The following is a 25,675-nucleotide window of genomic DNA, read 5'->3' as shown; positions in this document are numbered from 1 at the left end:
CGATTCGCCGACCCTGGTCAGCGGCCACTTCCTCGACCTGACCGAGCACCCGCGCGAGGCCTGGAACCAGCTCTGGCTGCTGACCGAAGTGCTGCACGAAGGCAAGCAGCCGCAGGTGCTGGAAGAGTCGGTGTTGAACCTCCCCTCTCCCCCCGGGAGAGGGGCCGGGGGAGAGGGTAAAGCTGACAACACCGACTTCCACCAAGGCTACCGCAACCGCTTTACCGCCACCCCCTGGGACGTACCCTTCCGCCCCCAGTTGGCCCACCCCAAACCGCGCATCCTCGGCAGCCAGAGCGCCGTGGTCACAGGCCCTGCCGGTGAGGAAATCCACTGCGACCAATACGGCCGAGTGAAGGTGCAATTCTTCTGGGATCGCGAGGGCCAGGCGGACGAGAAAACCAGCTGCTGGCTGCGCGTCAGCTCCAGCTTGGCCGGCGATCGCTACGGCGCCATCACCATCCCGCGCATCGGCATGGAAGTGCTGGTCACCTTCCTCGAAGGCGACCCCGACCAGCCGCTGGTCACCGGCTGCCTGTACCACGCCGAACATGTGGTGCCCTATGACCTGCCGGCGAACAAGACCCGCAGCGTGTTCAAGACCCTGAGCAGCCCTGGCGGCGGTGGCTACAACGAACTGCGCATCGAGGACCGCAAGGGCGCCGAGCAGATCTACATCCACGCCCAGCGCGACTGGGACGAGAACATCGAGCACGACCAGAAGATCCGCGTCGGTAACGAGCGCCACGACACCGTCGAGGCCAACGCCTACAGCCACTTCAAGGCCGAAGAACACCGTACCACCCACGCCGACCGCAAGACCGAAATCAAGGCCAACGACCACCTTACCGTCGGCGACAGCCAGCACATCAAGCTGGGCAACGGCCAGTTCATCCAGGCCGGCCAGGAAATCCACCTTTCCAGCGGCCTCAAGATCGTGCTCGAAGCCGGCAGCGAACTGACCCTCAAGGGTGGCGGCAGCTTTATCAAACTCGACGGCGGCGGCGTGACCCTGGTCGGGCCGGTGATCAAGATCAACTCCGGCGGAGCGCCGGGCAATGGTTCGGGGGCGGCGCCCATCTCACCTGAGCTGCCCAAGCCAGCAGATACCGCGCCGGTAGGGGAAAAAACCGGCACGGCCAATCTCAACCAGTTGCCGGCTCCAACTGAAAAAGGGGCTACGGGGCCGCAACAATTGATCGTGGACGTCTGGGGTGACCCAGAACAAGGCGGGCAAGTTGAATTGCTCGACCCGGAGGAAGACGCATGAGCGAGTTGAAGGATCAACCCATTGAGCAAGGCGTTCGCAAGCGTGCCGAGTACGATAACGCTCAACGCAAGAGGCTCGTGCTGAGTGTCGACCGAGAGGATGGCGGAAAACTGTCCCTGCCCATCGCGGTCGACATGCGCAGCCATGACGAAGAAGAGACCATTCAGCAGAACACCTTCCTGGCTATCATGCCGCTGGCCAGGCTGCCAGGACATGACGCCTACAACGAGGCGCCCCGGGGAGCGCTGCCACGCCCGGGGCGCATCTACGTATTCCAGAACGGCAAGCTTTGGCGCGAGGTCTTGTGCGACGGCAAAGGCAACATGAAGGATGTCGATCTCGCCCACTGGCGCAAGCAGGCCGAGAACGGGGCAGACGCCGATGATCGGCAATCCGTCGGCAAGCAGCAGCAAGTCTTGTTGATCCCCATTCTCGTGCAGGGCCAGTCCGTCGCCAACAACTACCTGATGGCCTACAGCGAAAAACCCTGGACTTGGGAATATATCCGCTGGCTGGAGGCAGACCCAAATCGCATCAAATGCCGCGCGCAGATCGTCGCGTTCGCCTGGTCGGCGGCCGTCGTGGGGGCAAGCCAATGGCGGCCGACGCAGGCCATGCCGGCGGTGGTGATCAGTGCGCAGGCGGACGGCTTTCGAGCACGCGATTTCAGCATCGAAAGCCTGCTGGGCGATCCGTCCCTGTTCACGCCTGGCCTGAGCGCGCTGCCCGCCGGCGAAATGAGCAGTCGCATGCAGATGCGCCTGGAAGAGCTGGCAGCCGCCACCCGAAGCGCTCCCCCGCAACCGCTGCCCACCTTGGCGGCCGGCGCGGATGTGCTTGCTGAACGCAATATGCGGGCCTATCCGAAGCTGGTAGGGCTGATGCTCGACGACCCCTTGTTCGCGCTCAGGCATGCTTGTGCGCAAGCGCGTCTGGCGGAATCCTACCTGCTCACCCTCAACGCGCTGGTGCCGCATCGCCCCAATGGTCGCTACGCCCATGCGCTGTACAGCTCGGTCATGCAGAGCCCGAGCAGCCCTCTGGGCAAGTTCAGGAAGCACCTGCACCTCGAGCAACTTCACGACGCCGTATTCGACGGAGAACGCAAGCTGGTAAGGACCGCCCTGTCGTCCCAGCTGCAACGCCTGGTCAACCTTCTATCGGACGTATCGCTAGCGGCAGCGCTGTGGGATTGGCAATACACCCACGACGAGCGCCTGCTGGAACCCTACCAGTTGCTCAGCGAGATACTCGGCACCTTGGGCAAACTACCCGAGCATATCGACGCCTTGTCTCAGGCCAGCGCCAGCGACTCGTTACGCGCTCGCACCGCCCAGCTGAGCGAACGCCTCCTGACAGGCCACCACCCCATTAGCAAGCCGTTCCTGGCGCAGGCGGATGGCAACCTACCCGAGGCCGTAAAACGGCTTGTCGCCCTGGCCGCGAAAAAGCGCGAACCCGATCCGCAACGCATGGGCATGAACAGCCTGCTGCACATAGCCGACATCGACCCGCAGGACATGGACAAGGGCTTGGTCTACAAGAACCTGCACGCCCTGATCGGCGACTTCATGGATACCTTCTCCATAGCCGTACTGACCCAGGTGCAGCGCCTGAACGATGCCAACGTGAAGGTGGCCATCGAGTTCCGTCGCCTGTTCGCACCGACCCACGGCGTGCTCGAGAAGCTTTCACCCAGCTGGCGCGGCATACAACTGGTCAGCGAAGCACAGGCCGAGGCCTCGAACCTACGGATTCTGGGTGTTCAAGGGGAGGGGCTGAGATATGGCCTGACCACCACCGAGCGGGCGGACCTCACCCGCAAGAACTACCGCTACATGAATATCACTAACCCGGAGGGTCAGGTCATCGGTTCCACCAGCCCGCGCCAGGTGGGCCGGGGGCTGCCCAATCATGGGGCGGGAGTCATCATCGCAGCCCCATCCGACCATCCTGAGGTGATCAAGTACAGCGTCTGGAAGCATGCGGTCGCCAGCAAACTCGACACTGCCGCACAGTCGCCCTCCCTGCCCGTGGTTGCAGTGGCCTGTGCCATGTACAACCTGAGTGCGCAGGTTGAGGGGATGAAGGCTTTGCAAGGGGAGGCGGGGGATGGTGAGGCACGCTATTACTTGGGTAATGCATCTGCTCTGGCTGATCTCGGTGTAGCTTCGGGCAACCTGTCCAAATTTATTCTTGGCGGCGAACACCGGCTCGTAACCTTCCTCAATAAGCCTCGCCTCGACGTTTCCAGAATCTCCACCCGCTGGGCCATGAATCTGGCCGAGCAAACGGGCAATCCGCGTCTGCCAGTACTGCGCGCTCTTTCAGGCGGGGCCATGCTTTTTACGACAGCGATTACCGTCTGGGACGCCAAGCGCGCCTGGCACCAGGGCGACCGCGATGCCGCCCTGGCCTATGGCGCGGCAGCGGCGGGCGGGGCGGCTTGGACGGCCTATGCCTTGGGCATGTGCATCAACCCGGTGGTACTGATTGCCGGGGCCACGCTGTTTATCGGCGGCAGCATCCTGGCCGGCTGGCTGGTCGACAGCGACGTCGAGGCGCTGATGAAGAACGGGCCTTTCGGCAAGGATCATGGCCAGACCAGTGTGATCGACAGGCTATTCGGTGACGACCAGCGCTTCGCTCACCTTAGCGACCCGCATATCGCCTACCAGCAACTGCTCGGCATTCTCGGCCGGCCCATGATCCAGGTCAGCCGCTTGGGCGACTGGCTGGACCAGGCACCGCCGGGCGTGCGGGCAGGCCTCAGCGACCTCAACCGGCAGCGTGCCCCGCTGAACGCGGCCCTGGAATGCCGTCGCACCTCGGCCCAGCCCTTCGAGCGCGACGACTGGGCGGTGCGTATCCACTCGCCCCTGTTGGGCCTGTTCGAGGCCCAGCACTTTCAGTTCTTTGCCAGGGAAGAACTGGGAGTGCTCCCTCTCTCGGGAGCCTTCAATGCGGAGCGCACCGAGCGGCGCCCGATTGACGAGGCCAAGCTTGCCGCTCAGCCCCTGGATAGTGCTTCGGTACTCTATATACTGCCAAAGCAATTTCCCGTGATGACGCTTACCCCGTTACAACGCCATGGACAGAAGGTCACCCAGCGTCTCAAGGTCTTCGGCCAGTTCCGCCTCGCCAAGGAGGCCGACCGCTCCGACGAACTGGTGCTGCCACAACCCAGCCCGAAAACCTGGCAACCTTATCAAGCCGCCTTCGCCAAGCCGCCGGCGCTAAATGCCAGAACTGACGAAGTTCCTTACTGGCAGATCGAAACCCTGGAATTCAAGGTATGACGTCTGAAACCTACGGCCCTGCCGCCTATCGCGGCCAAGCAGTGCCCGCACTACCGCCACCGATTCGCGACAAGCAAGGTTTGTTCGATACCGCCTTGAAATGGGGGCATTACGCCAACCTGGATTCGATATCGGAGATCGAAGGCCAGCTTATGGGTGAGGCTCATCTGGCCTATGAGCGGCAAACCAAGGAAAAACGCAAACAGCAGATTTATTGCGATGCTGAGCGCTGGAACTTCGAAAACAGCGGCAAGCTATTGCATTTTTTATTTATATTAAAGCTTTGCTGCTTAATGTCGTTTCCAGTTATATGGGGCACAAAGCTGGCAATAATATTCAAGTCTCCCCTCGCTGTTCCGGCGCTTGGAGTTATAGCCATGTTCGCCAGTATAATGCTCTATAGCACGTCAAGACCTTGGCTGGCTTATATATTGGGCGGGGCTCTTGGAATAATCACCGCCGGAATCATTGCCTGGGACCAAGGCGCTCTCTGGGGCTATTGGGGAGAACAAACCGCCTTCTGGTTCGGTGCAGTAGTACTATTTATGGCGGTTATCGGCGTCGACCTGCTGATCGGCCTCTATTCCGTGATCTACACCCACGACGGCAGCGGCTTCAACCGACGCGACGGCATGTTGCGTATTGGCAGGCGCTTCCGCTCGCCCTTCGTCGCCCCGTTCTACGAATTCGACCCGGTAATGCAGCTGCAGATCACCCCCCATGGCGGCCATGACTACGTGCTCTGGCTGCATCACCGCTACACCGACACCAAGGTCTGCCTGGGCATGAAGATGCACAGCCTGGGCCTCGATAAAGCCAATATCTACGCCTTCTGGGACACTCTGCAACGCTATATGGACGTCGAGCAGCCGCTGCCCGACCTGCCCGTGCTGGAGCAGAGCCGTCATCTGGATCCCGTCACCGCCGCCCACGACGCCGCCACCGGCCGCCCCGAGCGCTACTGGCGCGACCGCACTCTCGACGGATGGAAGCGCAGCTCCGCCCCCAAAAAACTGAGAGAGAACCTGGCCAGCCATCCCTGGCAGCAGCAACCCTGCACCCTGCGCTCCAGAATCGACCCCGGCCTGAGCATCGAGGCCTACTACCGTAGCCAGGAAGCCAGGGGCATCCACGCCACGCCCAAAGGCGATGACTTCGATGACGTCCACCGGCCGTTCGGCGCCGAACGGCCAAGTTGACGCGGCGCCCCGGCAAATCGAAACCCTGAAATTCAAGGTATGACGACTGAAACCTACGGCCCTGCCGCCTATCGCAGCCAAGCAGTGCCCGCACTACCGCCACCGATTCGCGACAAGCAAGGTTTGTTCGATACCGCCTTGAAATGGGGGCATTACGCCAACCTGGATTCGATATCCGAAATCGAAGGCCAGCTTATGGGTGAGGCTCATCTGGCCTATGAGCGGCAAACCAAGCAAAAACGCAAACAGCAAATTTATTGCGATGCGGAGCGCTGGAATTTTGAAAATAGCGGCAAGCTATTGCACTTTTTATTCATATTAAAGCTTTGCTGCTTAATGTCATTTTTTTCCCATGGACACTAAAGCTGGCAGATATTTTTAATAGCAACTTCTTGGTCACAACACTAGGTCTCTTCATTATGATCGCCTGCCTCGTGATTTACAGTTCATCGAGGCCCTGGCTGGCTTATATATTTGGCGGAGTATTCGGAATAATTACCGCCGGAACCATTGCTTGGGACCAAGGCGCGCTCTGGGGTTATTGGGGGGAACAAACCGCCTTCTGGTTCGGCGCGATTCTGCTCTTTATGGCGATTATCGGCGTCGACCTGTTGATCGGCCTCTATTCCCTGATCTATACCCACGACGGCAGCGGTTTCAATCGGCGCGACGGCATGGTGCGGATCGGCAGGCGTTTCCGCCCCCCCTTTGTCGCCCCCTTCTACGAGTTCGATCCCGTGATGCAGTTGCAGGTCACTCCCCATGGCGGGCATGACTATGTGCTCTGGCTGCATCACCGCTACACCGACAACAAGGTCTGCCTGGGCATGAAGATGCACAGCCTGGGTCTCGACAAGGCCAATATCCATGCCTTCTGGGACACCCTGCAACGCTACATGGACGTCGAGCAGCCGCTACCCGACCTGCCCGTGCTGGAGCAGAGCCGTCATCTGGATCCCGTCACCGCCGCCCACGACGCCGCCACCGGTCGCCCCGAGCGCTACTGGCGCGACCGCACTCTCGACGGATGGAAGCGCAGCTCCGCCCCCAAAAAACTGAGAGAGAACCTGGCCAGCCATCCCTGGCAGCAGCAACCCTGCACCCTGCGCGCCAGAATCGACACCGACCTGAGCATCGAGGCCTACTATCGTAGCCAGGAAGCCAGAGGAATTCAGGCCACACCCAGGAGCGATGACTTCGATAACGTCCATCGGCGTGAAGTCAATGCTGAACGCCAAGGTTGACCCTGCCCTTTACTGGCCTGTGGATTCAACGTATGACCGCAGAACCCTATGACCCCGCGGCCTATCGCGGCAGTGCACTGCCTGCGTCCTCGATTCGCGACAAGCAAGGCCTGTTCGATACAGCTTATATGGAGGCATTACGCCAAGCTGGACAGAAAAGAGGATGCCGAGCTACGCACACTGGCCAGCCCCAATCAGCAGCAACCTGCCCGGCCTGCTGGCCCATATGGGCGATGTCAGCATTCATTCTGAAACGCGGCTGCGCAGCAGTGAAATACGCTATCGCGGCAACGGCGAACCCTTTCCTCCGACAGTGACCGTGCACAACCCCGCCCCAGTAGTTCAGCGCATACTGCCCGATCGCCGCGAACTGTATATGAACACACCACTGGCAAGACAATGGACGGGGAATCTGCGCGACAGCAGCCTGCATCATGAATGGCGGGTGCGCGCACAATTGCGCCTGGCACTGGATACCGGCGAAAAAGACTGCCGCCCCGGCGCGCTCGTCTGGCTCTTCCCCGCCCCGCCGATCAGAAGCGGCAAGGCCGATCCTGCCAAGGCACCAGCCGCCAACTTCAACAAGACCAACGAACCCTTCTGGGCCGATGAGAAGACCCATGCCGAATCCTGATTCGTTCTACAGCCCCCAGGCCTACCACCCCGAGCGCATACCCGACCAGCCGCCAGCTGAGAAACAGCCCTGGTTGCGCCGCTTCGGCAGCATGCGCTTGCCTTGGGGCAATACCCAGGACATCTTCCCGGCCAGCGTACTGACCAGTATCAAACCAACCAGTTTGCGCCGTCAGGAGGAGATGGACAGGCTCAGGGATGAACAAAAGAGCCGTGGCGAATATAAACCTAAGCCATTCGAGCATATTGACCTTCATGATCGGCTGGATAACGAGCGGATCAGACACGCACAGTTTCCAGCCAGCTCCAAATTTTGGATATACATGCAGATGATCGGAAAAGGCTTCTCATGTATAACTATTCCCCTCATACTCTTTTCATTCTTGATAACTGAAGACTACAGTCATCCTAACTGGCCAAGCGAGCTAACAAACACCTTCCTTATTCTGTCTGCCTTTGTATTTGCTCCTCTTCTAATTATATGGGGGGAGGCTCGCTTGTTATCTACCACTTTCCCAAGCTCTGGATAAAACCCTCCAGAGGCCCACTCTGGGAGTTCAATCGCCGCACCGGGTTGGTCACTGTCTTCGACTACGACAATAACGGTGAATACAAAAAGAACGGCACCATCGGCGAAAAGGTCGCGCCCTTCTGCGAGTTCGATGCCTATATCACCGTCACACCGGATCGCCAGGGGCTGCCCAATAATGTGCTGTGCATCGTTCATCGCTACCGGGACATCTGGATCAACATGGGCAACTTCGTAGCCGCCAGTAGCAGCACCTCCGAGCCGTGCGCGCTCTGGGACTACCTGCAGAACTATATGGACATCAGCAAGCCTCTGCCGGACACCCCAGAGCTGGAAGCCTTCCGTCATCTCGACCCCACCACCGCCGAGCACGACCGCCAAACCGGCCGCGAACCGCGCTATTGGCGCGATATGGACGATGAAACCTTCAAGGCCAAAGAGCGCGAACTGAACGAACGCATTCCCCAGATCGACACCTTCAGCCGCCCCAACCTGATGGCCCAGCATGTGCAATACCTCTGACACCTACGCGGCGACAGCCTACGACTCCCGGCACATTCCCCAGCAGCCGCCTCAGATTCGCCAGCATGCCGTCCTGCTCTGTATGCCCCTGCCCTGGGGAGAGGCGCAAGACGTGGCGCCTTACGCGTTGATGAAGCATTACACGCCGAAAAGTCTGCGCGAACAGGAAGAGCACGAACGCCAGCCCCCCCGGGGTTCGAGCCCGTGACGAAGCGAAGTTTCACAATGCCTGCAACCATATCCGTTATCGAAGAGCCCATGCCTCGCGCTGGACGTCACGCGCCTGGGCGAGCCGGTGCCCGGCGTGGTGATCAGCGCCGACGGCCGCCCGGAGTTGGTGGCCGAGGTGCATGCGGCATGGGCTCGACTACCTGCCCAAACCGGTCAAGCCGGCGGCCCTGCGCGCCCTGCTCAGCTGTCATCTGGTGTTGCGCGGCTAGTGCGGCTCGCCAAAGCACTGATGGCGGGTTGCACCCGCCCTACGGATTCCGTTCGGTGCGCCCCCCATCCAAGGGTTGGACTTGCCGCTCCCGACCGCGGATCGGCTAGGCAGGCGCGCATCGGCCGCCAACAATGGCCAGCGCTGTCATTCTCATCCGCCGGAGCCTGCCATGCCCGCCGCCACCTCGCCGTCCGCTCGGCGCCAAGCCGCCTTATGAACGCGCCGCTGCAACGCCACGCGCTGCAGCCGCAGCGGCTGTCCATCCAGGGTGACGGCGTGCGCCTGCAGGCCTATCTCTGGGACAAGGCCGGCGTCCCGACCCTGCTGCTGGTGCATGGCTATCCCGACAACCACGAGATCTGGCAGCCGCTGATCCGCGAGCTGGCCGCCGACTATCGGATCGTCGCCTACGATGTGCGCGGTTGCGGTGCATCCGCGGCGCCGCAGCACCTGCGCGACTACCGTCTGGAGCGGCTGGCGCGCGATCTCGAAGCGGTGCTGCTGGCCACCAGCGCGGGTCGGCCGGTGCATCTGGTGGCGCATGACTGGGGCTCGATCCAGAGCTGGGAGGCCGTGACCGAGCCGCGCATCCAGCCGCTGCTGGCGTCCTACACCAGCATCTCCGGCCCCTGCCTCGACCATGTCGGCCACTGGCTGCGCGAGCGCCTGAGCCTGCGTCGCCCCGATGCGCTGCTGCAGGCGCTGGGGCAGTTGCTCAGTTCCTGGTACATCGCCTTCTTCCACCTCCCCCTGCTGCCGGAACTGGGCTGGCGCCTGGGCCTGGATCGCGCCTGGCCGAAGCTGCTGCGGCGTCTCGAAGGCGTGCGCAACCTGCCGCCCAATCCGACGCAGCGCAGCGATGGCATGCGCGGCGTGAAGCTGTATCGCGCCAACTTCATGCGCAGCCTGTGCAAACCGCGCTCGCGCAGCACCCGCCTGCCGGTGCAACTGATCGTGCCGCTGAACGACCGCTTCGTGCGCCCGCAATTATTCGCGGACCTGCAGCGCTGGGCGCCACTGCTGACTCGCCGAGAAGTTCGCGCCGGTCATTGGCAATTGCTCGCCGAGCCCGGCGCCCTGGCCGGCTGGCTGCGCGACTACGTGAACGGACTGGAACGGCGCCAATCAACTGATCGGGCCGGCAAGCGCGACTGAAGGGTCGTGAACGACACGCACCTGCAAGGCAGGTGCAAGCGGCCGGCGCCTCGACGCGCCGGCACGTGGCTCACTCGCCCAGTTCGTCGAGGGCCGGCAGGTCGGCGGCGCGCTCGAGCAGTTCGCCCGGCAGGCTCTTGCTGGCGCGGGCGCCCAGCAGCCTGAGGTTTTCCACACGGCCGACGAGGTTGCCGCGACCGTCCACCAGCTTGTTGCGCGCGCTGGCGTAGGCCTTGTCCAGCTGTTGCAGACGGCTGCCCATCTCGTCCAGATCGGCAACGAAGGCGACGAACTTGTCGTACAGCTGGCCGGCGCGCTCGGCGATCTCGCGTGCGTTCTGCCCCTGGCGCTCCTGACGCCAGAGGCTGTCGATCACCCGCAGGGTCGCCAGCAAGGTGGTCGGGCTGACGATCACCACCTGCTGCTCGAAGGCTTCCTGGAACAGCCCGGGCTCGGCCTGCAGCGCCGCCGCGAACGCTGCCTCGATAGGTACGAAGAGCAGGACGAAATCCAGGCTGTGCAGGCCTTCGAGGCGCTGGTAATCCTTGCCGGAAAGCCCCTTGAGGTGGCTGCGCAGCGAGATCAGGTGCTGCTTGAGCGCTTGCTGGCGGATTGGCTCGTCCACCGCCGCGACATACTGCTGGTAGGCGCTGAGGCTGACCTTGGCATCGACGATCACCTGCCTGTCACCGGGCAGACGGATCAGCACGTCAGGCTGGAAACGCTCGCCGCCGGCGCCCTTGAGGCCGACCTGGGTCTGGTATTCGCGGCCCTTCTCCAGGCCGGCATGCTCCAGTACGCGCTCGAGCACCAACTCGCCCCAGTTGCCCTGGGTCTTCTGTCCCTTGAGCGCGCGGGTCAGGTTGGTCGCTTCGTCGCCCAGGCGCTGGTTGAGCTGCTGCAGGCGCTCCAGCTCCTTGCTCAGGGAAAAGCGTTCGCGGGCCTCTTGTTGATAACTCTCGTCGACGCGCTTCTCGAACGCCTGGATGCGTTCCTTGAGTGGGTCGAGCAACTGGCCGAGGCGCTGCTGGCTGGTTTCGGCGAAACGCTGCTCGCGCTCGTCGAAGATCTTCGTCGCCAGCTCGGCGAACTGGGCGCGCAGCTCGTTGCGCGCGCCCTGCAGGTCGTCGAGGCGCTGCTGCTGGTTATCCCGGTTTTCCTGCAGCTCGGCCGCCAGCGCCGCACATTCTGCGGTCAGCCGGCGCAGCTCGGCTTCGTTGCGGTCACGCTGCTGACTCCAGGATTGCGCGGCCTCGCGGGCGATCTGCCGCTCCTGCTGCAGCAGCTCGTTTTCCCGGCGCAGGCCGGCCAGCTCGGTCTGCTGCTCGACCTTGATCTCGCTGACCTCGGCCAGCTCGGCACGGCAGGCATCGAGTTGCGCCAGCAGACCGGCCTGGCTCAGTTGCGCGTGCTCCAGGCGCTCCTGCAGCAGCGCCTGCTCGCCCTGCTCGCGGGCCAGTCGGCGCTGCAGCGACCAGAGCGTAGCCAACAGCGGAACCAGCGCGACGACGGCGCCGATGGCGAGAGAAAGGGGATCGATTGGCATAGACGCTCCGTGCTTGACCGCCGAGCAGTATACCCAGCCAGGGCTCTACACGGGGCCAGCACGCAGTCAGCGCGACAGGCGCTCCAGCTCCAGCTGGGCGCAACGATCGCCGGCACGAGCCGCCTGGCGCAGCAGCTCGAGGCCGATACGACGATCGCGAGTATTGCCGCAGTCGCGGCAGAGCAACCGACCCAGGCGGCTTTGCGCCTGCACGCAGCCTTTGCGCGCGGGCTGCTTGAGCAGGTTGCCGGCGATACGCTTGACGCTGGGAGTTTGTCCCAGACGTGGACTGTCGAGCAGCCAGAGCGCAACGCGCATGGGCAGACGAGCAGAGGCGGAACGAGGTGCAGGGGCCGAAGAAGGTAAAACGCGAGGCATAGATAACGGGGGATGGCTGCCGGGGCGCGCCACTCTACTCCTTTTTTACCGAAGGTAAAGTCTTGCCTGGCAGACGGATTTTCGTTCCACAAAAGAGTTCCGCCACAATCCACAGAAGCTGTGGATAACTCCGTGAACAACTTGCGCGAAAGGGCTGCCAGGCCCGATGCCTCGGGGCTCCGAGACAAACTGTCGATTTTTTCACCAACGAAAAAAATGCATATTTTTCATTGACTTAAAAATCAAGCACGAAAAATCAAACGTTTAGCAACGTTTCTGACAGTGATGTAACAGCCTGCTTCAGCATTGTGCACAACTCGCTGCGACATATCCGCGCAGCGCTCTGTTTCGGGGCATTCAAACGCCCCATGCAGCCCTCATGCGGGGCTGCGATGACCTCCCCCTGCACCACAAACTGCGCTCAGCGAAACGGCCTTCGTCGATCCGCTTGTTCAGGCAGCTCGCCCGCAAGGTCGAGCGCGGGCGACGGCCAGAGGCGCGCATCGGCTTGGCACTCTCTGGAGCATGGGGTACCGTCCCGCAACGGCACCTGGCAAGGAGAACTCATGAGCCGCCGGCGTTTCTGGCTGGGCATCTGCGTGGCGCTTGCGGTGCTGTTATCGCTGCTAGCCTGCTACGCCACCTATCGCGTGCAGCAGTTGCTCGACGAGCACGATGTCGAGCTCCACTGGCAGGGTTCGAGCCTCAGCTGGCGAGGCCTGCAGCTGCGCGAAGTGAGCCTGGTGCGGCGCCAGGATGGCGAACTGTACGCCCGTGCCGAGCAGTTGCAACTCCAGTGGCTGGCCAGCGAAGCGCCGCGCTATCGCCTGGTCGCACAGGGGCTGCGGGTGGACTGGCAGCCGGCGCCGACAAAGGCAGAAAACCCGACCACCAGCGACCTCGACACCCCCCTTCAGACAGTATCGGCTGCCCTGCCCTGGCTGCCGCGGCGGGTCGAGCTACGTGACGTCCAGGCGCAGCTGCCCTGCGCCCGCGGCCGTTGCGCGCTCGCCGGCGACCTCGACCTGCAGCGTGTGGGCGATGCCCTGCAGCTGCACGTGCGACTGCTGCGCGAACGCCACAGCGCCATCCTGCAGGCGCACCTGCAGGGACTCGACGGCGCCCTGGACAGCGCGCGCCAGCTGCAGATGACGCTGCACCTCGACGATCAGCAGCAGATGGAGCTGCGCAGCGATCTGGTTGCGCAAGACGATGCACTGCAATGGCAAGGTGACCTGCTGCTGGCACCGTTACAGGAGATCGCCTGGGTCGCCGCCTGGCTGGGCGAATGGACGCCACTCGATGCTGCCAGCCTGCCGGTAACGCCGCAGCAGGCCGGCGTCATCGCCCAGTGGCAGTTGCAGCTGCCGCAGGCCACCCGCCCATTCGGCGATCTGCTGGGTGCACCCGGTTGGCTGCGTGTCGACGCCCAGCTGCCGCAACCCTGGCCGCTGCCCGGCGTCGGCCTGATCAGCGGCGAACTGCAGCTCGACCTGCGCAACGCGACGGGCGCCTGGCAGGCGCGCAAGCTGCACGGCAACCTGCAGCTCGATACCCAGGACGCCCCCTGGCTGGCGGCACTGCCGGCCGGTGTGCGCGCGCACCGTCTGCAGCTGCAATTGCTGCCACTGGCGAGCAGCGCGGATGACGAGCTGGCCCTGCAACTGCAGCTCGCCGCAGAGGGGGCGCTCGAGGTGCAGGCCCGTGCCGAGCTTGGCCTGAAGCAGACGCGCGACTGGGCGCTGCAGGTCCGTCAGCTGCAGCTCGATGCCCGCAGCAAGCGCGTGGACCTGAGCGACAGTCGCGCCGATGGCTTGCGTCTGAATCTCGCGCTTGGCGGCCAGGCCACGGCGCAGCAGCTGCAACTGACAATGGCCGGCAACTCGCACCTGGAGATCCAGCGCCTGCGTAGCGCCGAGGTGATAGTGCAGCAAGCCCGCTTGAGCCTCGCCGGCCTCGTCCTGGCCGGCGCGCCACAGGCCCCGACCCTGTCCGGCCCGCTGGCGCTGCGCGTGCAGAGCCTGCAGCAGCCGCAGCTGCTGACACAGGCCTGGCAGTGGCAGGGCCGGCTGGAGGCCAACGCGACCCAGCAGAAACTCGATGGCGCCCTGCTGGCCGACTCAGGCCTGAGCCTGGCACTGGGCCTGAACCATGCGGCTGACGGGCTGGAACTGAACGCCAGGCTCGATGAAATCTTCCTGCGCGCCGGCAATCCGCTGCCGCAGACACTGACCAACTGGCCACCGCTGCTGACCCTGGACAACGGCCGCATGCAGGGCGACGCCACGTTGCGCCTGCCCGCCAACAGGCCCCTGCAACTGGCGGCACGCCTCAATGGCAAAGGCCTGGCCGGGATCTACGACCGCAGCACCCTCAGCGGTATCGACGCCGAGCTGCAACTGCAGCTGGACGGCGATCGGCTGCGTCTCGACCTGCCGCAGCTGAGTGCCCGTCAGCTCGACCCCGGCATCGAACTCGGCCCGTTGCATCTGCAGGCCAGCTACCAGGCCAGCCTGCGGCGACCGCTGGCCGGCAGCCTGACGCACCAGCGCGCCGAGCTGGGCGTGCTGGGTGGCAGCCTGAGCCTGGCGCCGGCGACCTGGGCACTGCAGGAGCCCAGCCAGTTGCTACCGCTGAAGCTCAGCGGCCTGGACCTGCAACAGCTGTTTCGCGTCTATCCGGCCGAAGGCCTGTCCGGCAACGGACTGATCGACGGCACCCTGCCGCTGCGCCTGGGTGAGGCCATCAGTATCGAGCAGGGTCTGATCGAAGCCAGGCCGCCGGGAGGGCAACTGCGCTTTCAGTCGCCACGCATCCGTGCCATGGGCCAGGCCAACCCCGGCATGAAACTGGTCACCGACGCGCTGGAAGACTTCCACTACGATCTGCTCAGCAGTAGCGTCGACTATGATCAGTCCGGCACACTGCGCCTCGGTATGCGTCTACATGGACAGAACCCGGCCATCGAGAAAGGCCGGCCCATCCACTTCAACATCAACCTGGAAGAAGACGTTCCGGCCCTGCTGGCCAGTCTGCAGCTGACCGACAAGGTCAGTGGCATCATCCAGCAACGGATTCAGCAATGGATGCGCCAGCGTGTCCCCCAAGAAGCAAAGGAGTAGCGCCATGCGCACGTACCGCCTCCTCGCAGTCCTGAGCCTGGGGCTGCTGTGCCTGGCCTGTACCCCGACGGTACAACTGGCCATGCCCAACGAGCCGATCAACATCAACCTCAACGTCAAGGTCGAGCACGAAATCTACATCAAGGTGGACAAGGCTCTGGACAGTGTATTCAGCGAAGGCAGCGGCCTGTTCTAAGGAGAAAGGCGATGATCCGTTACATTTCGACCCTGTTGCTGGCATTGAGCCTGAGCCTGCCGGCCTACGCACTGAACCTCAACCAGGCCATGAGCGCACTCGGCGAGGCCAAGAGCAGCGGCCAGCTGGGCGAGCAACCCAACGGCTACCTTGGCGTGGTCAAGCCCGGTGGCCAGGCCGAGGAAATCGCCCGCCTGATCAACCAGGCGCGCCGCGCCGAATACCAGAAGGTGGCGCAGGACAACGGCATCAGCCTGAGCGACGTGGAAGCCATCGCCGGCAAGAAGGCCATCGAGCGCACGCCGAAGGGGCAGTTCATCCAGCTCAATGGCCAGTGGCTGCAGAAGTGACGTAGGGTGTCGCGGGGCCGCCCAGGCCGTACGCACCGGCGCCCGTCGGTTTTATGACCCGCAGAAACGAAAGAACCCGCCTAGGCGGGTTCTTTTTTTACGAAGGCAGCGATCAGGCGCCGGCTTTGCTCACGGCATCCTTGATCAGGGTCTGCAGTTCGCCCTTCTCGTACATCTCGGTGAGGATGTCGCTGCCGCCGACCAGTTCGCCAGCCACCCACAGCTGCGGGAAGGTCGGCCAGTTGGCGTACTTCGGCAGGTTGGCGCGGATTTCCGGATTCTGCAGGATGTCGACGTAGGCGAACTTCTCGCCGCAACCCATCACTACCTGGGCGGCACGGGCGGAGAAGCCACACTGCGGCGCGTTGGGCGAGCCTTTCATGTAAAGCAGAACGGTGTTGTTGGCGATCTGCTCTTTGATGGTTTCGATGATATCCATGGGGCACCTCAGCATAGACTTCGCGACCCGACGGTCGCCACGGTGGCGCGATTGTAACGAAAAGCCGAGCATAATGCTCGGCCTTGCCGAGCATCCATTCCGTGATATGCGATGCCCCGTAGGAGCCCCGCCTCGGGGCGAAGCTCCTGGGTGTTTACCCAACATCGCGTGACGGCCGCCCTTCTCCGCGAGGCGCGGCGCCTACCACCCACTCGGGAGAGGCACCCGCCTACGCAGCCACCACCTCCACCGGCACACCATTGAGCACCGCATTGCCGGACAACGCATCGAGACGGCGCTCGTCGGTCAGGTCGTTGGCACTGGCCCCGGGCTGGGCCCGTGCGATATCCAGTTGCACGCCGGGGCGGGCATGCCCCCAGCCGTGCGGCAGGCTGACCACGCCGGCCATCACCTCGTCGCTGGCCGCCACCTCCACCTCGATGCTGCCGACCCGCGAGCGCACCTGCACGCGCTGGCCGTCGACCAGGCCACGGCTGGCCAGGTCCGCCGGGTTCATCAGCAACTGATGACGAGGCTTGCCCTTCACCAGGCGGTGGTAGTTGTGCATCCAGGAATTGTTGCTGCGCACGTGGCGCCGGCCGATCAGCAGCAGTTCATGGGCTGCCGGCTGTTCCTGCCCGGCAAAGCGCGCCAGGTCCGCCAGCAGCTGCTCGGGCGCCGCCTGTACCGTCTTGCTCGGCGTTTTCAGGCGCGCCGCCAGGTTCGGCTGCAAGGGGCCCAGGTCGAGCCCGTGCGGGTGGTCGCGCAGCGCTGCCAGGCTGAGCTTGTGTTCGCTGCGATCGCCATAGGGGCCGAAACGCAGCCCCATGTCGATCATCTGCTCCGGCGCCACAGTCGGCTTCAACTCCAGGCCATTGCGCGCGGCGAAGGCCTTGGCCAGGCCGACGAAGATTTCCCAGTCGTGCAGCGCCCCCTCCGGCTTGGCCAGGATCGCCTCGTTGAAGCGGGTGACGTTGCGCACGGCGAAGACATTGAAGGTGGTGTCGTAGTGATCGTGTTCCAGTGGCGCGGTGGGCGGCAGGATCAGGTCGGCGTAACGGGTGGTCTCGTTGATGTAGAAATCCACCGAGAGCATGAAGTCCAGGCCGTCCAGTGCCCGCTCCAGCTGGCGACCATTGGGGGTGGACAGCACCGGATTGCCGGCCACCGTGACCAGCGCGCGAATCTGCCCCTCGCCGGGGGTAAGCATCTCTTCGGCCAGTGCCGAGACCGGTAGCTCGCCGCCGTATTCCGGCAACCCGGACACCCGGCTCTGCCAGCGATTGAAATGCCCACCGGAAGTGCTCGCCACCAGGTCCACCGCAGGCGTGGTGCAAAGCGCCCCGCCAGCCCGGTCGAGATTGCCGGTAACCAGGTTGATCAGTTGCACCAGCCATTGGCAGAGGGTGCCGAAGGCCTGGGTGGATACCCCCATGCGCCCGTAGCACACCGCCTTGTCCGCCGCGGCGAAGTCCCGCGCCAGCTGGCGAATGCTGGCGGCCGGGACGCCGCAGCGGGCGCTCATGGCTTCGGCGGTAAATTCGGCAATGGCCGCGCGCACCTGCTCCAGCCCCTCCACCGGCAGATGGCTGGCGCGCGTCAGGCCCTCCTCGAACAGGGTATTGAGTAGCGCCAGCAGCAGCGCGGCATCGCTGCCGGGACGCACGAACAGGTGCTGATCGGCGATGGCCGCGGTCTCGCTGCGCCGCGGGTCGACCACCACCAGCTTGCCGCCGCGGGCCTGGATGGCCTTCAGGCGCTTCTCCACATCCGGCACGGTCATGATGCTGCCGTTGGAGGCCAGCGGGTTGCCGCCGAGAATCAGCATGAAGTCGGTGTGGTCGATGTCCGGAATCGGGATCAGCAGGCCGTGGCCGTACATCAGGTGGCTGGTCAGGTGGTGCGGCAACTGGTCGACCGAGGTGGCGGAGTAGCGGTTGCGCGTCTTCAACTGGCCAAGGAAGTAGTTGCTGTGGGTCATCAACCCGTAGTTGTGCACGCTGGGGTTGCCCTGGTACACGGCCACGGCGTTCTGCCCATGCTCGGCCTGGATCGCGCTCAGGCGCTCGGCAACCAGTTCGAAGGCCTCGTCCCAGGCAATGGCCTGCCACTGCTGGCCGATGCGGCGCAGGGGCTGGCGGATGCGGTCAGGGTCGTTCTGGATGTCCTGCAGCGCCACCGCCTTGGGGCAGATATGGCCACGGCTGAAGCTGTCCTGGGGGTCGCCCTTGATCGAGCGGATCTGCGTTTCGCCGTCTGCCAGGGTTTCGGTTTCGATGGCGAGGCCGCAGATGGCTTCGCACAGGTGGCATGCACGGTAATGAAGGGACTTGGTCATGGCCTGGCCTCTTGTTCTGATCCGAGACGACCGGTCAGGTCGCAGACTTCGAACTATGGGCCGGGCGAAGGGACGACGCCAGCAGCGTTCGTCTCATGAATCGGCAGGCATCATGCCTGCCGATTCAGGGTCGCAACGGTCCGAATCAACGGATGGAGGTCACGGTGCCCTTGTTGCCGGTAACGCTGACGCTAACGGTCTTGTACACGAAGTAATCCTGGACGTTCACTTCGTAACGCGGTGCGACGATCACGTCGGCACTGGAGGCCTTGACTGCCTTGTAGGCAGCTGCGGACTTGGCGGAAGCGACCGGGTCGAGACCCAGCGCGAAACCACCTTCGCCACCACCGTAGGTCACGCCATCGGCGAACTGGGTATCACCACCCAGCTTGAACACACCGAACAGGATGTTCACCGAAGATTGACCGGAGATGGGCTCGCCCACTTTCACGTCGGCCTTCAGGTTGGTCTGCACGGTACCGTTCAGCGGAACGGTCGGCTGGCTAACGTTCTGGCTGGCACAGCCAGTCAGCAGGGCGAGAGCGGAGAAAGCGGCGGCGTAGGCTACGTGTTTCATGCAAAACTCCTTTGCACATATATTCCATGGATGTCCCCATTGCGGGGGCAATGCATTGCCTCGAAAAGGCGGCGGCATCCTAGAGGCCCGTTCCAGAGCGGCGCAAGCGATGATGTCAGTTTTGTGACATCTCGCACGCCGCTTTGCGAAAAGGCTTACAAAACATCCATTTGCCAGTTCCAGAGGGGCAATTTGCGCCTTCTCGTCATTTCCTTATAAGATCGCGCCTTCCCCTGTTTCGTCGCACCCTGCGGCCTCTGCCGCAAGCCCTGCCGTTTTCCCGTTTTTTTGCATTCGCCTCGGGCTTGCGAACTGTAGTGATAAAGGTAGTTAACGATGAGCGTCAGACACTTTCTCTCGATGATGGATTACACACCGGACGAACTGGTGGGGCTGATCCGCCGAGGCATCGAGCTGAAGGACCTGCGCAATCGCGGCGTGCTGTTCGAACCGCTGAAGAATCGCGTGCTGGGCATGATCTTCGAGAAGGCCTCGACCCGCACCCGCCTGTCGTTCGAAGCCGGTATGATCCAGCTCGGTGGCCAGGCCATCTTCCTCTCGCCGCGCGACACCCAGCTGGGCCGTGGCGAACCGATCGGCGACGCCGCCATCGTCATGTCGAGCATGCTCGACGCCGTGATGATCCGTACCTTCGCCCACAGCAACCTCACCGAATTCGCCGCCAAGTCGAAGGTGCCGGTGATCAATGGCCTGTCCGACGACCTGCACCCCTGCCAGTTGCTGGCCGACATGCAGACCTTCCTCGAACACCGCGGCAGCATCGCCGGCAAGACGGTGGCCTGGATCGGCGACGGCAACAACATGTGCAACTCCTACATCGAGGCGGCGATCCAGTTCGACTTCCAGCTCAAGGTCGCCTGCCCCGCAGGTTACGAGCCGGACGCACGCTTCCTCGCCCAGGCCGGCGATCGCGTGCAGGTCGTTCGTGACCCGCGCGAGGCGGTGGCTGGCGCTCACCTGGTGAGCACCGACGTATGGGCCTCCATGGGCCAGGAAGACGAAGCCGAGCAGCGCATGGCGCTGTTCCGTCCTTACCAGGTCACTCCTGCGCTGCTCGACAATGCCGCGTCGGACGTGCTGTTCATGCATTGCCTGCCGGCCCACCGCGGCGAGGAGATCAGCGTCGATCTGCTCGACGACCCGCGCTCGGTAGCCTGGGATCAGGCCGAAAACCGCCTGCACGCGCAGAAGGCGCTGCTGGAAATGTTGGTCGAGCCGGCGTACCACCACGCATGAGCGAGCCGTTGCTGCAACTGCGCGGGCTGAATTGCGGCTATCACGCGCACAAGGTGGTGCAGGACCTCGACCTGCATCTGAACGCTGGCGACATCGGCTGCCTGCTCGGCCCCTCCGGCTGCGGCAAGACCACCACGCTGCGCGCCATCGCCGGCTTCGAGCCGGTGCTCGAAGGCGAGATCGAACTGGCAGGTGAGGTGATCTCCCGTGCCGGCTTCACTCTGGCCCCGGAAAAGCGCCACATCGGCATGGTGTTTCAGGACTATGCCCTGTTCCCCCATCTCAGCGTCGCCGACAACGTCGCCTTCGGCATTCGCAAGCAAGCCAATGCCGAGCGTGTCACCCGGGAGCTGCTGGAGCTGGTCAAGCTCGGCCATCTGGCCCAGCGCTATCCGCACGAGCTGTCCGGCGGGCAGCAGCAGCGTGTCGCCCTGGCCCGCGCCCTGGCGCCGGAACCGAAACTGCTGCTGCTCGACGAGCCCTTCTCCAACCTCGATGGCGAGTTGCGTCGACGCCTCAGCCATGAGGTGCGCGAGATTCTCAAGGCGCGCGGCACCAGCGCCATTCTGGTCACCCACGATCAGGAAGAGGCCTTCGCCGTCAGCGATCATGTCGGCGTGTTCAACCAGGGCCGCCTGGAGCAGTGGGACACACCGTTCAATCTCTACCACGAGCCGCTCACGCCCTTCGTCGCCAGTTTCATCGGCCAGGGCTACTTCATTCGCGGCCAGCTGCTCAGCCCGGATACGGTGCAGACCGAGCTGGGCGTGATTCGCGGCAACCGTGCCTATACCTGGGCACAGGGCAGCGCGGTAGACGTGCTGCTGCGTCCGGACGACATCGTCCCGGATGAGAGCAGCGATCTGAAGGCGCGCATCGTCGGCAAGACCTTCCTCGGCGCCGCCACCCTGTATCGCCTGCAACTGCCAACCGGCAGCCAACTGGAATCGATCTTCCCCAGCCATGCCGATCATCTGCCGGGCGACGAAGTGGGCATCCGCATCGCCGCCGATCACCTGGTGGCCTTCCCTGCGTTGGGCAGCGTGGCAGCGCAATTGCAACTGACCGACTCCGGCGGCGTGCGCCGGGTCAGCAGTAACTGAATCAGAGCATCAGCCGGCCCGAAGCAATATGCCGCGCGTGGCCGGCGATCTTCACCCGCGCGCCATCGAGGCGACAAAGCAGCTCACCACCACGCGCCGAGCACTGAAAGGCGCTGAGCTCGCTGCGCCCCAGGCGCTCGGCCCAGTAAGGCGCCAGCATGCAGTGCGTCGAGCCGGTCACCGGGTCCTCATCGATGCCGATGCTCGGTGCGAAATAGCGCGAGACGAAATCATGCCGCTCGCCGGGCGCCGTGATCAGCACGCCAAGCCCCGGCAGCTCGGCCAGCGCCGGCAGGTTGGGAGCGAAGCCCCGCACCTGCGCCTCGCTGGCGAGCACCACCATCAACTCCTGCACGCTGCCATCGGCATCGAGCAGGGCCAGCACCTGATGCGCGGGCTGATCCAAGGCGCGCTCGACCTCGGCTTGCAGCGACGCCGCTACCGGCACCACTGGACGCAGCGGAAAATCCAGCTCCAGCCGCTGCCCCTGGCGAGTCACGCGCAACGCGCCGGACAGGCAGGTGAACTGCAACACCTCGCCCGCCTCGTGATAGAGATCGAACAAGACCTTGGCGCTGGCCAGGGTCGCGTGGCCACACAGCGGCACCTCGCTGGTCGGGGTGAACCAGCGGATATGCCAGGCCTCCCCCTCCTTCACCACGAAGGCCGTCTCGGCCAGGTTGTGCTCGGCAGCGATACGCTGCATCAGCGGCTCGTCGAGCCAGGCATCGAGGCGATAGACCATGGCCGGATTGCCGGCGAAAGGTTGGTCGGTAAAGGCGTCAACTTGATGAAATTCGAGCGGCATGCTGAGTACCTGGCCGGATGAGAACGGCCAGCATGCCTGCGCCAGGTAACCTGCAACAGATACAGTTGCTGTTTTCCAGATAGCCGAGAGCGTCGCGGCTGAAGCCGCTCCTACCGCCCTGCAGGTGTAGCCCGGATGAAATCCGGGGATTGCAATACACCCCCCGGAGTGCATCCGGGCTACGAGCCTTCGGCTACGCGGTGTTCGGCAAGGTGACCCGTGGCATGGAGGTGGTCGACAAGATCGCCCAGATCCCCATTGGCAATCGCGGCATGCACCAGAACGTGCCGCGCCAGTCGGTGCTGATCATCGACGCCAAGCGTCCCGCTCCTACGGCCCTGCAGAGGTTCAGGGCTCGCTGCGCACGCGCTTCACCGCGTCCAGCCAGCCGGCGTAGAGGCGCTCGCGATGCGCGTCGTTCATCCGCGGTTCGAAACGTTGCTGGCGATGCCAGTGGCTGGCGATGGCATCGAGGTCGCGATACAGCCCGAGCTTCAGCCCCGCCAGATAGGCGACGCCGAGCGCAGTGGTCTCGGTGACCTCGGGACGCTCGACGCTGACGCCGAGGATGTCGGCGAGAAACTGCATGACCCAGTTGTTCTCCACCATGCCGCCATCCACACGCAGCGCACTGGGCGCCGCCGCGCCATCCTGGCGCATGGCCTCGAGCAGGTCGCGGGTCTGGTAGCACACCGACTGCAGGCCGGCGGTGACGATCTCCTTGATCCCGGTATCGCGGGTCAGGCCGAAGATGGCGCCACGCGCCTTCGGGTCCCAGTAGGGCGCACCCAGACCGGTGAAGGCCGGCACCAAAAACACCCCGCAGGCCTCTCCCGTGGCTTCGGCCAGGGCCTCGCTTTCGCGCGCATGACTGATCAGCTTGATGCCGTCACGCAGCCACTGTACCGCCGCACCGGCAACGAAGATGCTGCCCTCCACCGCGTAGGTGACCTTGCCGTCGAGGCGGTAACCCACCGTGGTCAGCAGGCGATTCTTCGAACTCACCGGCTGCCCGCCGGTGTTCTGGATCATGAAGCAGCCGGTGCCATAGGTGCTCTTGACCATGCCCGGTTCGAAGCACGCCTGGCCGATCAGCGCCGCCTGCTGGTCACCGGCCATGCCCAGCACCGGGATGCTGGCGCCGAGCAGCTCGGCTTCGGTATGGCCGAACTCGGCGGCGCAGTCGAGCACCTCAGGCAGCAGGCTGGCAGGGATGCCGAACAGCTTTAGCAGTTCCTCGTCCCACTGCTGGGTATGGATGTTGAACATCAGCGTACGCGAGGCGTTGCTGGCATCGGTACGGTGCACCTTGCCATCGGTCAGACGCCACAGCAGGAAGCTGTCGACCGTACCGAAACGCAGCTCGCCGCGCTCTGCCCGCTCCTGTGCGCCCGGCACGTTGTGCAGAATCCAGCGCAGCTTGGTGGCAGAGAAATACGGGTCGATCAGCAGACCGGTCCTGGCCGAGACCATCGCTTCGTGGCCTTGCTCCTTGAGTCCGGCGCAGTAGTCGGCGGTGCGACGATCCTGCCAGACGATGGCCGGATGAATCGGCGTGCCAGTGGCCGCATCCCAGACCAGCGTGGTTTCGCGCTGGTTGGTGATGCCGATGGAGGCGATCGACTCGGGCTGCAGGCCACTGCTGGCGATGGCATCGCGGCAGACCTTGAGCGTGGACAGCCAGATTTCCTGGCCGTCGTGCTCGACCCAGCCATCCTGCGGGAAGTACTGCTTGAACTCCTGCTGAGCACGCGCCACCGGCAAGCCCTGGGCACTGAAGATGATGGCACGGGAACTGGTGGTGCCCTGGTCGATGGCTAGCAGGTATTGGGACATGCAAGATTCCTTGTTGTTATCGGTAGCGTTCACTGCAGTTGACTGCAGACTGGCTTATTTTGCTGGCAGCATACTGCCCAGCTCAGGCTTTGCCGATAGCGGCGAAGTGTCCCTGGGTGTGTTGCGCCAGGGTATCGGCCGAGAGCTCCAACTCCAGCCCGCGCCGGCCGCCGCTGACGTGGATGGTCGGATGCAGGCGCGCCGACTCGTCGATGAAGGTGCGCAGGCGCTTCTTCTGCCCCAGCGGGCTGATGCCGCCGACCAGATAACCGGTGGCACGCTGCGCAGCGCTCGGGTCGGCCATATCGGCCTTCTTCGCCCCGGCCGCCGCCGCCAGCGCCTTGAGATCGAGACTGCCGGCCACCGGCACCACGGCCACCAGCAGCTCACCCTTCTCGGTGGCAGCGAGCAGCGTCTTGAATACGCGCTCGGACGCCAGGCCCAGCTTTTCTGCCGCCTCCAACCCGTAGGACGGCGCCTTGGGGTCGTGCTGGTAACTGTGCACCCGGTGTTCGGCCTTGGCCTTTTTCAACAGATCGATTGCAGGCGTCATGTTCGAATGTGAAAACGCAGTGAAGGATGGTCTACATTAACAGGCCGAAAACCTCCGCATCTACAGCTTATAATGGGTGACCATCACAGGAAGCGCTCATGAATCTCGCTCCCCGCCAGCACGACATCCTCAATCTCGCCCGTGAACGCGGCTACGTCAGCATCGACGAACTGGCCCAGGCGTTCGCCGTCACCCCGCAGACCATCCGCCGCGACATCAATCAGCTGGCCGAGCACGGCCTGCTGCGCCGCACCCACGGCGGCGCTGCCTGCGAGGCCTCGAGCATCCAGAACACCGCCTACGGCATGCGCGCCGGGCAGATGCGCGAGGAGAAGCAGCGCATCGCCGAGGCCGTGGCCGCGCAGATTCCCGATCACGCCTCGCTGTTCATCAACATCGGCACCACCACCGAGGCCATTGCCCGCGAGCTGCAGAACCACCGGGGCCTGAAGATCATCACCAACAACCTGCACGTGGCCGCGCAGCTCAGCGCCAAGGCCGACTTCGAGGTGCTGGTGGCCGGCGGCACGGTGCGCAGCGACGGCGGTATCGTCGGCCAGGCGGCGGTGGATTTCATCCAGCAGTTCAAGGTCGACTACGCCATCGTCGGTATCAGCGGCATCGACGAGGACGGCAGCCTGCTCGACTTCGACTATCAGGAAGTACGCGTCTCCCAGGCCATCATCGACAATGCCCGCCAGGTTTTCCTCGCTGCCGATTCCAGCAAGTTCGGCCGCAACGCCGTGGTGCGTCTGGGCTCCATCGCCCTGGTCGACCGCGTGTTCACCGATAGCGCGCCGTCGGCCGCCATCACCCGGCTGCTGCACAGCCACAAGGTCCAGCTCGACCTGGTCTGATCAGCGCGGTTGGCAGGTACTC

General features: G+C 63.8%; 23 protein-coding genes and 2 pseudogenes. 17 read left to right on the top strand and 8 right to left on the bottom strand.

The genetic code is table 11. From position 1 onward, the window contains the following. The 10 genes and pseudogenes from tssI to BLS61_RS15055 form a co-directional block, all read left to right on the top strand. Positions 1 to 1,270 (top strand): type VI secretion system tip protein TssI/VgrG (tssI, locus tag BLS61_RS15095; protein ID WP_139205563.1); only part of this gene is annotated, 1,270 nt, incomplete at its 5' end. Further along, entirely contained in the window at positions 1,267 to 4,569 is a 3,303-nt protein-coding gene (locus tag BLS61_RS15090; RefSeq protein WP_090432174.1) for a hypothetical protein, read from the top strand. The genes tssI and BLS61_RS15090, both read left to right, overlap by 4 nt. Before the next feature lie 545 nt (positions 4,570 to 5,114). Next, positions 5,115 to 5,768: a hypothetical protein gene (locus tag BLS61_RS24055; RefSeq protein ID WP_090432173.1), complete on the top strand. Its 654-nt coding sequence runs from the start codon at positions 5,115 to 5,117 to the stop codon at positions 5,766 to 5,768. Positions 5,769 to 5,807: 39 nt separating this feature from the next. Beyond that, positions 5,808 to 6,131, top strand: coding sequence for a hypothetical protein (locus BLS61_RS15080; RefSeq protein WP_090432172.1), 324 nt, complete (start codon positions 5,808 to 5,810; stop codon positions 6,129 to 6,131). Positions 6,132 to 6,355: 224 nt separating this feature from the next. Then, entirely contained in the window at positions 6,356 to 7,012 is a 657-nt protein-coding gene (locus BLS61_RS15075; protein WP_090432170.1) for a hypothetical protein, read from the top strand. Positions 7,013 to 7,175: 163 nt separating this feature from the next. Beyond that, positions 7,176 to 7,646: a hypothetical protein gene (locus BLS61_RS15070; protein ID WP_090432168.1), complete on the top strand. Its 471-nt coding sequence runs from the start codon at positions 7,176 to 7,178 to the stop codon at positions 7,644 to 7,646. Beyond that, positions 7,633 to 8,175, top strand: a complete 543-nt coding sequence (locus tag BLS61_RS15065; protein ID WP_090432166.1) for a hypothetical protein — start codon at positions 7,633 to 7,635, stop codon at positions 8,173 to 8,175. Before BLS61_RS15070 ends, BLS61_RS15065 begins: the two co-directional genes overlap by 14 nt. 44 nt (positions 8,176 to 8,219) lie before the next feature. Further along, on the top strand, positions 8,220 to 8,696 hold the full coding sequence (locus BLS61_RS15060) for a hypothetical protein (protein ID WP_090432164.1): 477 nt from the start codon (positions 8,220 to 8,222) through the stop codon (positions 8,694 to 8,696). A 277-nt stretch (positions 8,697 to 8,973) separates the two neighbouring features. Further along, positions 8,974 to 9,136 (top strand): annotated as a pseudogene (locus tag BLS61_RS24110) (hypothetical protein); the annotation flags it as partial. 215 nt (positions 9,137 to 9,351) lie between these two features. After that, positions 9,352 to 10,293: an alpha/beta fold hydrolase gene (locus BLS61_RS15055; protein WP_090432162.1), complete on the top strand. Its 942-nt coding sequence runs from the start codon at positions 9,352 to 9,354 to the stop codon at positions 10,291 to 10,293. A gap of 70 nt (positions 10,294 to 10,363) precedes the next feature. Here BLS61_RS15055 and BLS61_RS15050 read toward each other — a convergent pair whose 3' ends face one another. Continuing rightward, on the bottom strand, positions 10,364 to 11,839 hold the full coding sequence (locus BLS61_RS15050) for a DNA recombination protein RmuC (protein ID WP_090432160.1): 1,476 nt from the start codon (positions 11,837 to 11,839) through the stop codon (positions 10,364 to 10,366). A 66-nt stretch (positions 11,840 to 11,905) separates the two neighbouring features. Further along, the gene (locus tag BLS61_RS15045; protein ID WP_090432158.1) at positions 11,906 to 12,157 is read right to left on the bottom strand and encodes an SEL1-like repeat protein; all 252 of its coding nucleotides are present in this window, start codon (positions 12,155 to 12,157) and stop codon (positions 11,906 to 11,908) included. Between the two features lie 626 nt (positions 12,158 to 12,783). Here BLS61_RS15045 and BLS61_RS15040 point away from each other — a divergent pair. From BLS61_RS15040 to BLS61_RS15030, 3 genes are read left to right on the top strand one after another with little or no spacing between them, the layout of a single operon-like run. Continuing rightward, entirely contained in the window at positions 12,784 to 15,339 is a 2,556-nt protein-coding gene (locus BLS61_RS15040) for an intermembrane phospholipid transport YdbH family protein (RefSeq protein WP_090432156.1), read from the top strand. 4 nt (positions 15,340 to 15,343) lie between these two features. Next, positions 15,344 to 15,535, top strand: a complete 192-nt coding sequence (locus BLS61_RS15035; RefSeq protein ID WP_003246054.1) for a YnbE family lipoprotein — start codon at positions 15,344 to 15,346, stop codon at positions 15,533 to 15,535. Between the two features lie 11 nt (positions 15,536 to 15,546). After that, entirely contained in the window at positions 15,547 to 15,885 is a 339-nt protein-coding gene (locus tag BLS61_RS15030) for a YdbL family probable chaperone protein (protein WP_003246055.1), read from the top strand. 112 nt (positions 15,886 to 15,997) lie between these two features. Here the strand turns inward: BLS61_RS15030 and grxD are convergent, their stop codons facing one another. The 3 genes from grxD to BLS61_RS15015 all read right to left on the bottom strand — a co-directional run bounded on the left by grxD (position 15,998) and on the right by BLS61_RS15015 (position 19,239). Continuing rightward, positions 15,998 to 16,324: a Grx4 family monothiol glutaredoxin gene (gene grxD / locus BLS61_RS15025; RefSeq protein ID WP_003246056.1), complete on the bottom strand. Its 327-nt coding sequence runs from the start codon at positions 16,322 to 16,324 to the stop codon at positions 15,998 to 16,000. Positions 16,325 to 16,553: 229 nt separating this feature from the next. After that, positions 16,554 to 18,662 (bottom strand): molybdopterin oxidoreductase family protein, encoded by a 2,109-nt coding sequence (locus BLS61_RS15020; protein ID WP_090432155.1) that lies wholly within the window; start codon positions 18,660 to 18,662, stop codon positions 16,554 to 16,556. A 145-nt stretch (positions 18,663 to 18,807) separates the two neighbouring features. Next, complete coding sequence (locus BLS61_RS15015; protein WP_090432153.1) at positions 18,808 to 19,239, bottom strand: hypothetical protein; 432 nt, start codon at positions 19,237 to 19,239, stop codon at positions 18,808 to 18,810. Positions 19,240 to 19,575: 336 nt separating this feature from the next. Between BLS61_RS15015 and argF the strand changes: the two genes are divergently transcribed. Both argF and BLS61_RS15005 read left to right on the top strand, forming a co-directional pair. Beyond that, complete coding sequence (gene argF / locus BLS61_RS15010; protein ID WP_090432151.1) at positions 19,576 to 20,496, top strand: ornithine carbamoyltransferase; 921 nt, start codon at positions 19,576 to 19,578, stop codon at positions 20,494 to 20,496. After that, positions 20,493 to 21,599 (top strand): ABC transporter ATP-binding protein, encoded by a 1,107-nt coding sequence (locus BLS61_RS15005; protein WP_090432149.1) that lies wholly within the window; start codon positions 20,493 to 20,495, stop codon positions 21,597 to 21,599. The genes argF and BLS61_RS15005 overlap by 4 nt, the downstream gene beginning before the upstream one ends. 1 nt (position 21,600) lies before the next feature. On the opposite strand, the gene BLS61_RS15000 is transcribed toward BLS61_RS15005, so the two are convergent. Continuing rightward, a complete protein-coding gene (locus BLS61_RS15000; protein WP_090432147.1) occupies positions 21,601 to 22,407 on the bottom strand; it encodes a PhzF family phenazine biosynthesis protein in 807 nt (268 codons plus the stop codon). A 176-nt stretch (positions 22,408 to 22,583) separates the two neighbouring features. Here BLS61_RS15000 and BLS61_RS14995 point away from each other — a divergent pair. Beyond that, positions 22,584 to 22,730 (top strand): annotated as a pseudogene (locus BLS61_RS14995) (peptidylprolyl isomerase); the annotation flags it as partial. 25 nt (positions 22,731 to 22,755) lie between these two features. On the opposite strand, the gene glpK reads toward BLS61_RS14995, so the two are convergent. Continuing rightward, complete coding sequence (gene glpK / locus BLS61_RS14990) at positions 22,756 to 24,243, bottom strand: glycerol kinase GlpK (protein WP_090432145.1); 1,488 nt, start codon at positions 24,241 to 24,243, stop codon at positions 22,756 to 22,758. A gap of 82 nt (positions 24,244 to 24,325) precedes the next feature. Beyond that, entirely contained in the window at positions 24,326 to 24,796 is a 471-nt protein-coding gene (gene ybaK / locus BLS61_RS14985) for a Cys-tRNA(Pro) deacylase (protein ID WP_090432143.1), read from the bottom strand. Positions 24,797 to 24,894: 98 nt separating this feature from the next. Between ybaK and BLS61_RS14980 the strand changes: the two genes are divergently transcribed. Beyond that, the gene (locus BLS61_RS14980; protein ID WP_090432141.1) at positions 24,895 to 25,653 is read left to right on the top strand and encodes a DeoR/GlpR family DNA-binding transcription regulator; all 759 of its coding nucleotides are present in this window, start codon (positions 24,895 to 24,897) and stop codon (positions 25,651 to 25,653) included. Positions 25,654 to 25,675: the final 22 nt, after the last annotated feature.

It is taken from the genome of Ectopseudomonas guguanensis, from assembly GCF_900104265.1.
GTDB classification, from domain to species: domain Bacteria; phylum Pseudomonadota; class Gammaproteobacteria; order Pseudomonadales; family Pseudomonadaceae; genus Aquipseudomonas; species Aquipseudomonas guguanensis.
The sequence above is the reverse complement of the archived record's forward strand: the minus strand, read 5'-3'. Positions and strand labels throughout refer to the sequence as shown.

Bases quoted from the DNA above. Each gene is read 5' to 3' on its own strand.
- BLS61_RS15090 (WP_090432174.1), top strand. From the start codon at position 1,267: ATGAGCGAGTTGAAGGATCAACCCATTGAGCAAGGCGTTCGCAAGCGT.
- BLS61_RS24055 (WP_090432173.1), top strand. From the start codon at position 5,115: ATGGCGGTTATCGGCGTCGACCTGCTGATCGGCCTCTATTCCGTGATC.
- BLS61_RS15080 (WP_090432172.1), top strand. From the start codon at position 5,808: ATGACGACTGAAACCTACGGCCCTGCCGCCTATCGCAGCCAAGCAGTG.
- BLS61_RS15075 (WP_090432170.1), top strand. From the start codon at position 6,356: ATGGCGATTATCGGCGTCGACCTGTTGATCGGCCTCTATTCCCTGATC.
- BLS61_RS15070 (WP_090432168.1), top strand. From the start codon at position 7,176: ATGCCGAGCTACGCACACTGGCCAGCCCCAATCAGCAGCAACCTGCCC.
- BLS61_RS15065 (WP_090432166.1), top strand. From the start codon at position 7,633: ATGCCGAATCCTGATTCGTTCTACAGCCCCCAGGCCTACCACCCCGAG.
- BLS61_RS15055 (WP_090432162.1), top strand. From the start codon at position 9,352: ATGAACGCGCCGCTGCAACGCCACGCGCTGCAGCCGCAGCGGCTGTCC.
- BLS61_RS15050 (WP_090432160.1), bottom strand. From the start codon at position 11,839: ATGCCAATCGATCCCCTTTCTCTCGCCATCGGCGCCGTCGTCGCGCTG.
- BLS61_RS15045 (WP_090432158.1), bottom strand. From the start codon at position 12,157: ATGCGCGTTGCGCTCTGGCTGCTCGACAGTCCACGTCTGGGACAAACT.
- BLS61_RS15040 (WP_090432156.1), top strand. From the start codon at position 12,784: ATGAGCCGCCGGCGTTTCTGGCTGGGCATCTGCGTGGCGCTTGCGGTG.
- BLS61_RS15035 (WP_003246054.1), top strand. From the start codon at position 15,344: ATGCGCACGTACCGCCTCCTCGCAGTCCTGAGCCTGGGGCTGCTGTGC.
- BLS61_RS15030 (WP_003246055.1), top strand. From the start codon at position 15,547: ATGATCCGTTACATTTCGACCCTGTTGCTGGCATTGAGCCTGAGCCTG.
- grxD (WP_003246056.1), bottom strand. From the start codon at position 16,324: ATGGATATCATCGAAACCATCAAAGAGCAGATCGCCAACAACACCGTT.
- BLS61_RS15020 (WP_090432155.1), bottom strand. From the start codon at position 18,662: ATGACCAAGTCCCTTCATTACCGTGCATGCCACCTGTGCGAAGCCATC.
- BLS61_RS15015 (WP_090432153.1), bottom strand. From the start codon at position 19,239: ATGAAACACGTAGCCTACGCCGCCGCTTTCTCCGCTCTCGCCCTGCTG.
- argF (WP_090432151.1), top strand. From the start codon at position 19,576: ATGAGCGTCAGACACTTTCTCTCGATGATGGATTACACACCGGACGAA.
- BLS61_RS15005 (WP_090432149.1), top strand. From the start codon at position 20,493: ATGAGCGAGCCGTTGCTGCAACTGCGCGGGCTGAATTGCGGCTATCAC.
- BLS61_RS15000 (WP_090432147.1), bottom strand. From the start codon at position 22,407: ATGCCGCTCGAATTTCATCAAGTTGACGCCTTTACCGACCAACCTTTC.
- glpK (WP_090432145.1), bottom strand. From the start codon at position 24,243: ATGTCCCAATACCTGCTAGCCATCGACCAGGGCACCACCAGTTCCCGT.
- ybaK (WP_090432143.1), bottom strand. From the start codon at position 24,796: ATGACGCCTGCAATCGATCTGTTGAAAAAGGCCAAGGCCGAACACCGG.
- BLS61_RS14980 (WP_090432141.1), top strand. From the start codon at position 24,895: ATGAATCTCGCTCCCCGCCAGCACGACATCCTCAATCTCGCCCGTGAA.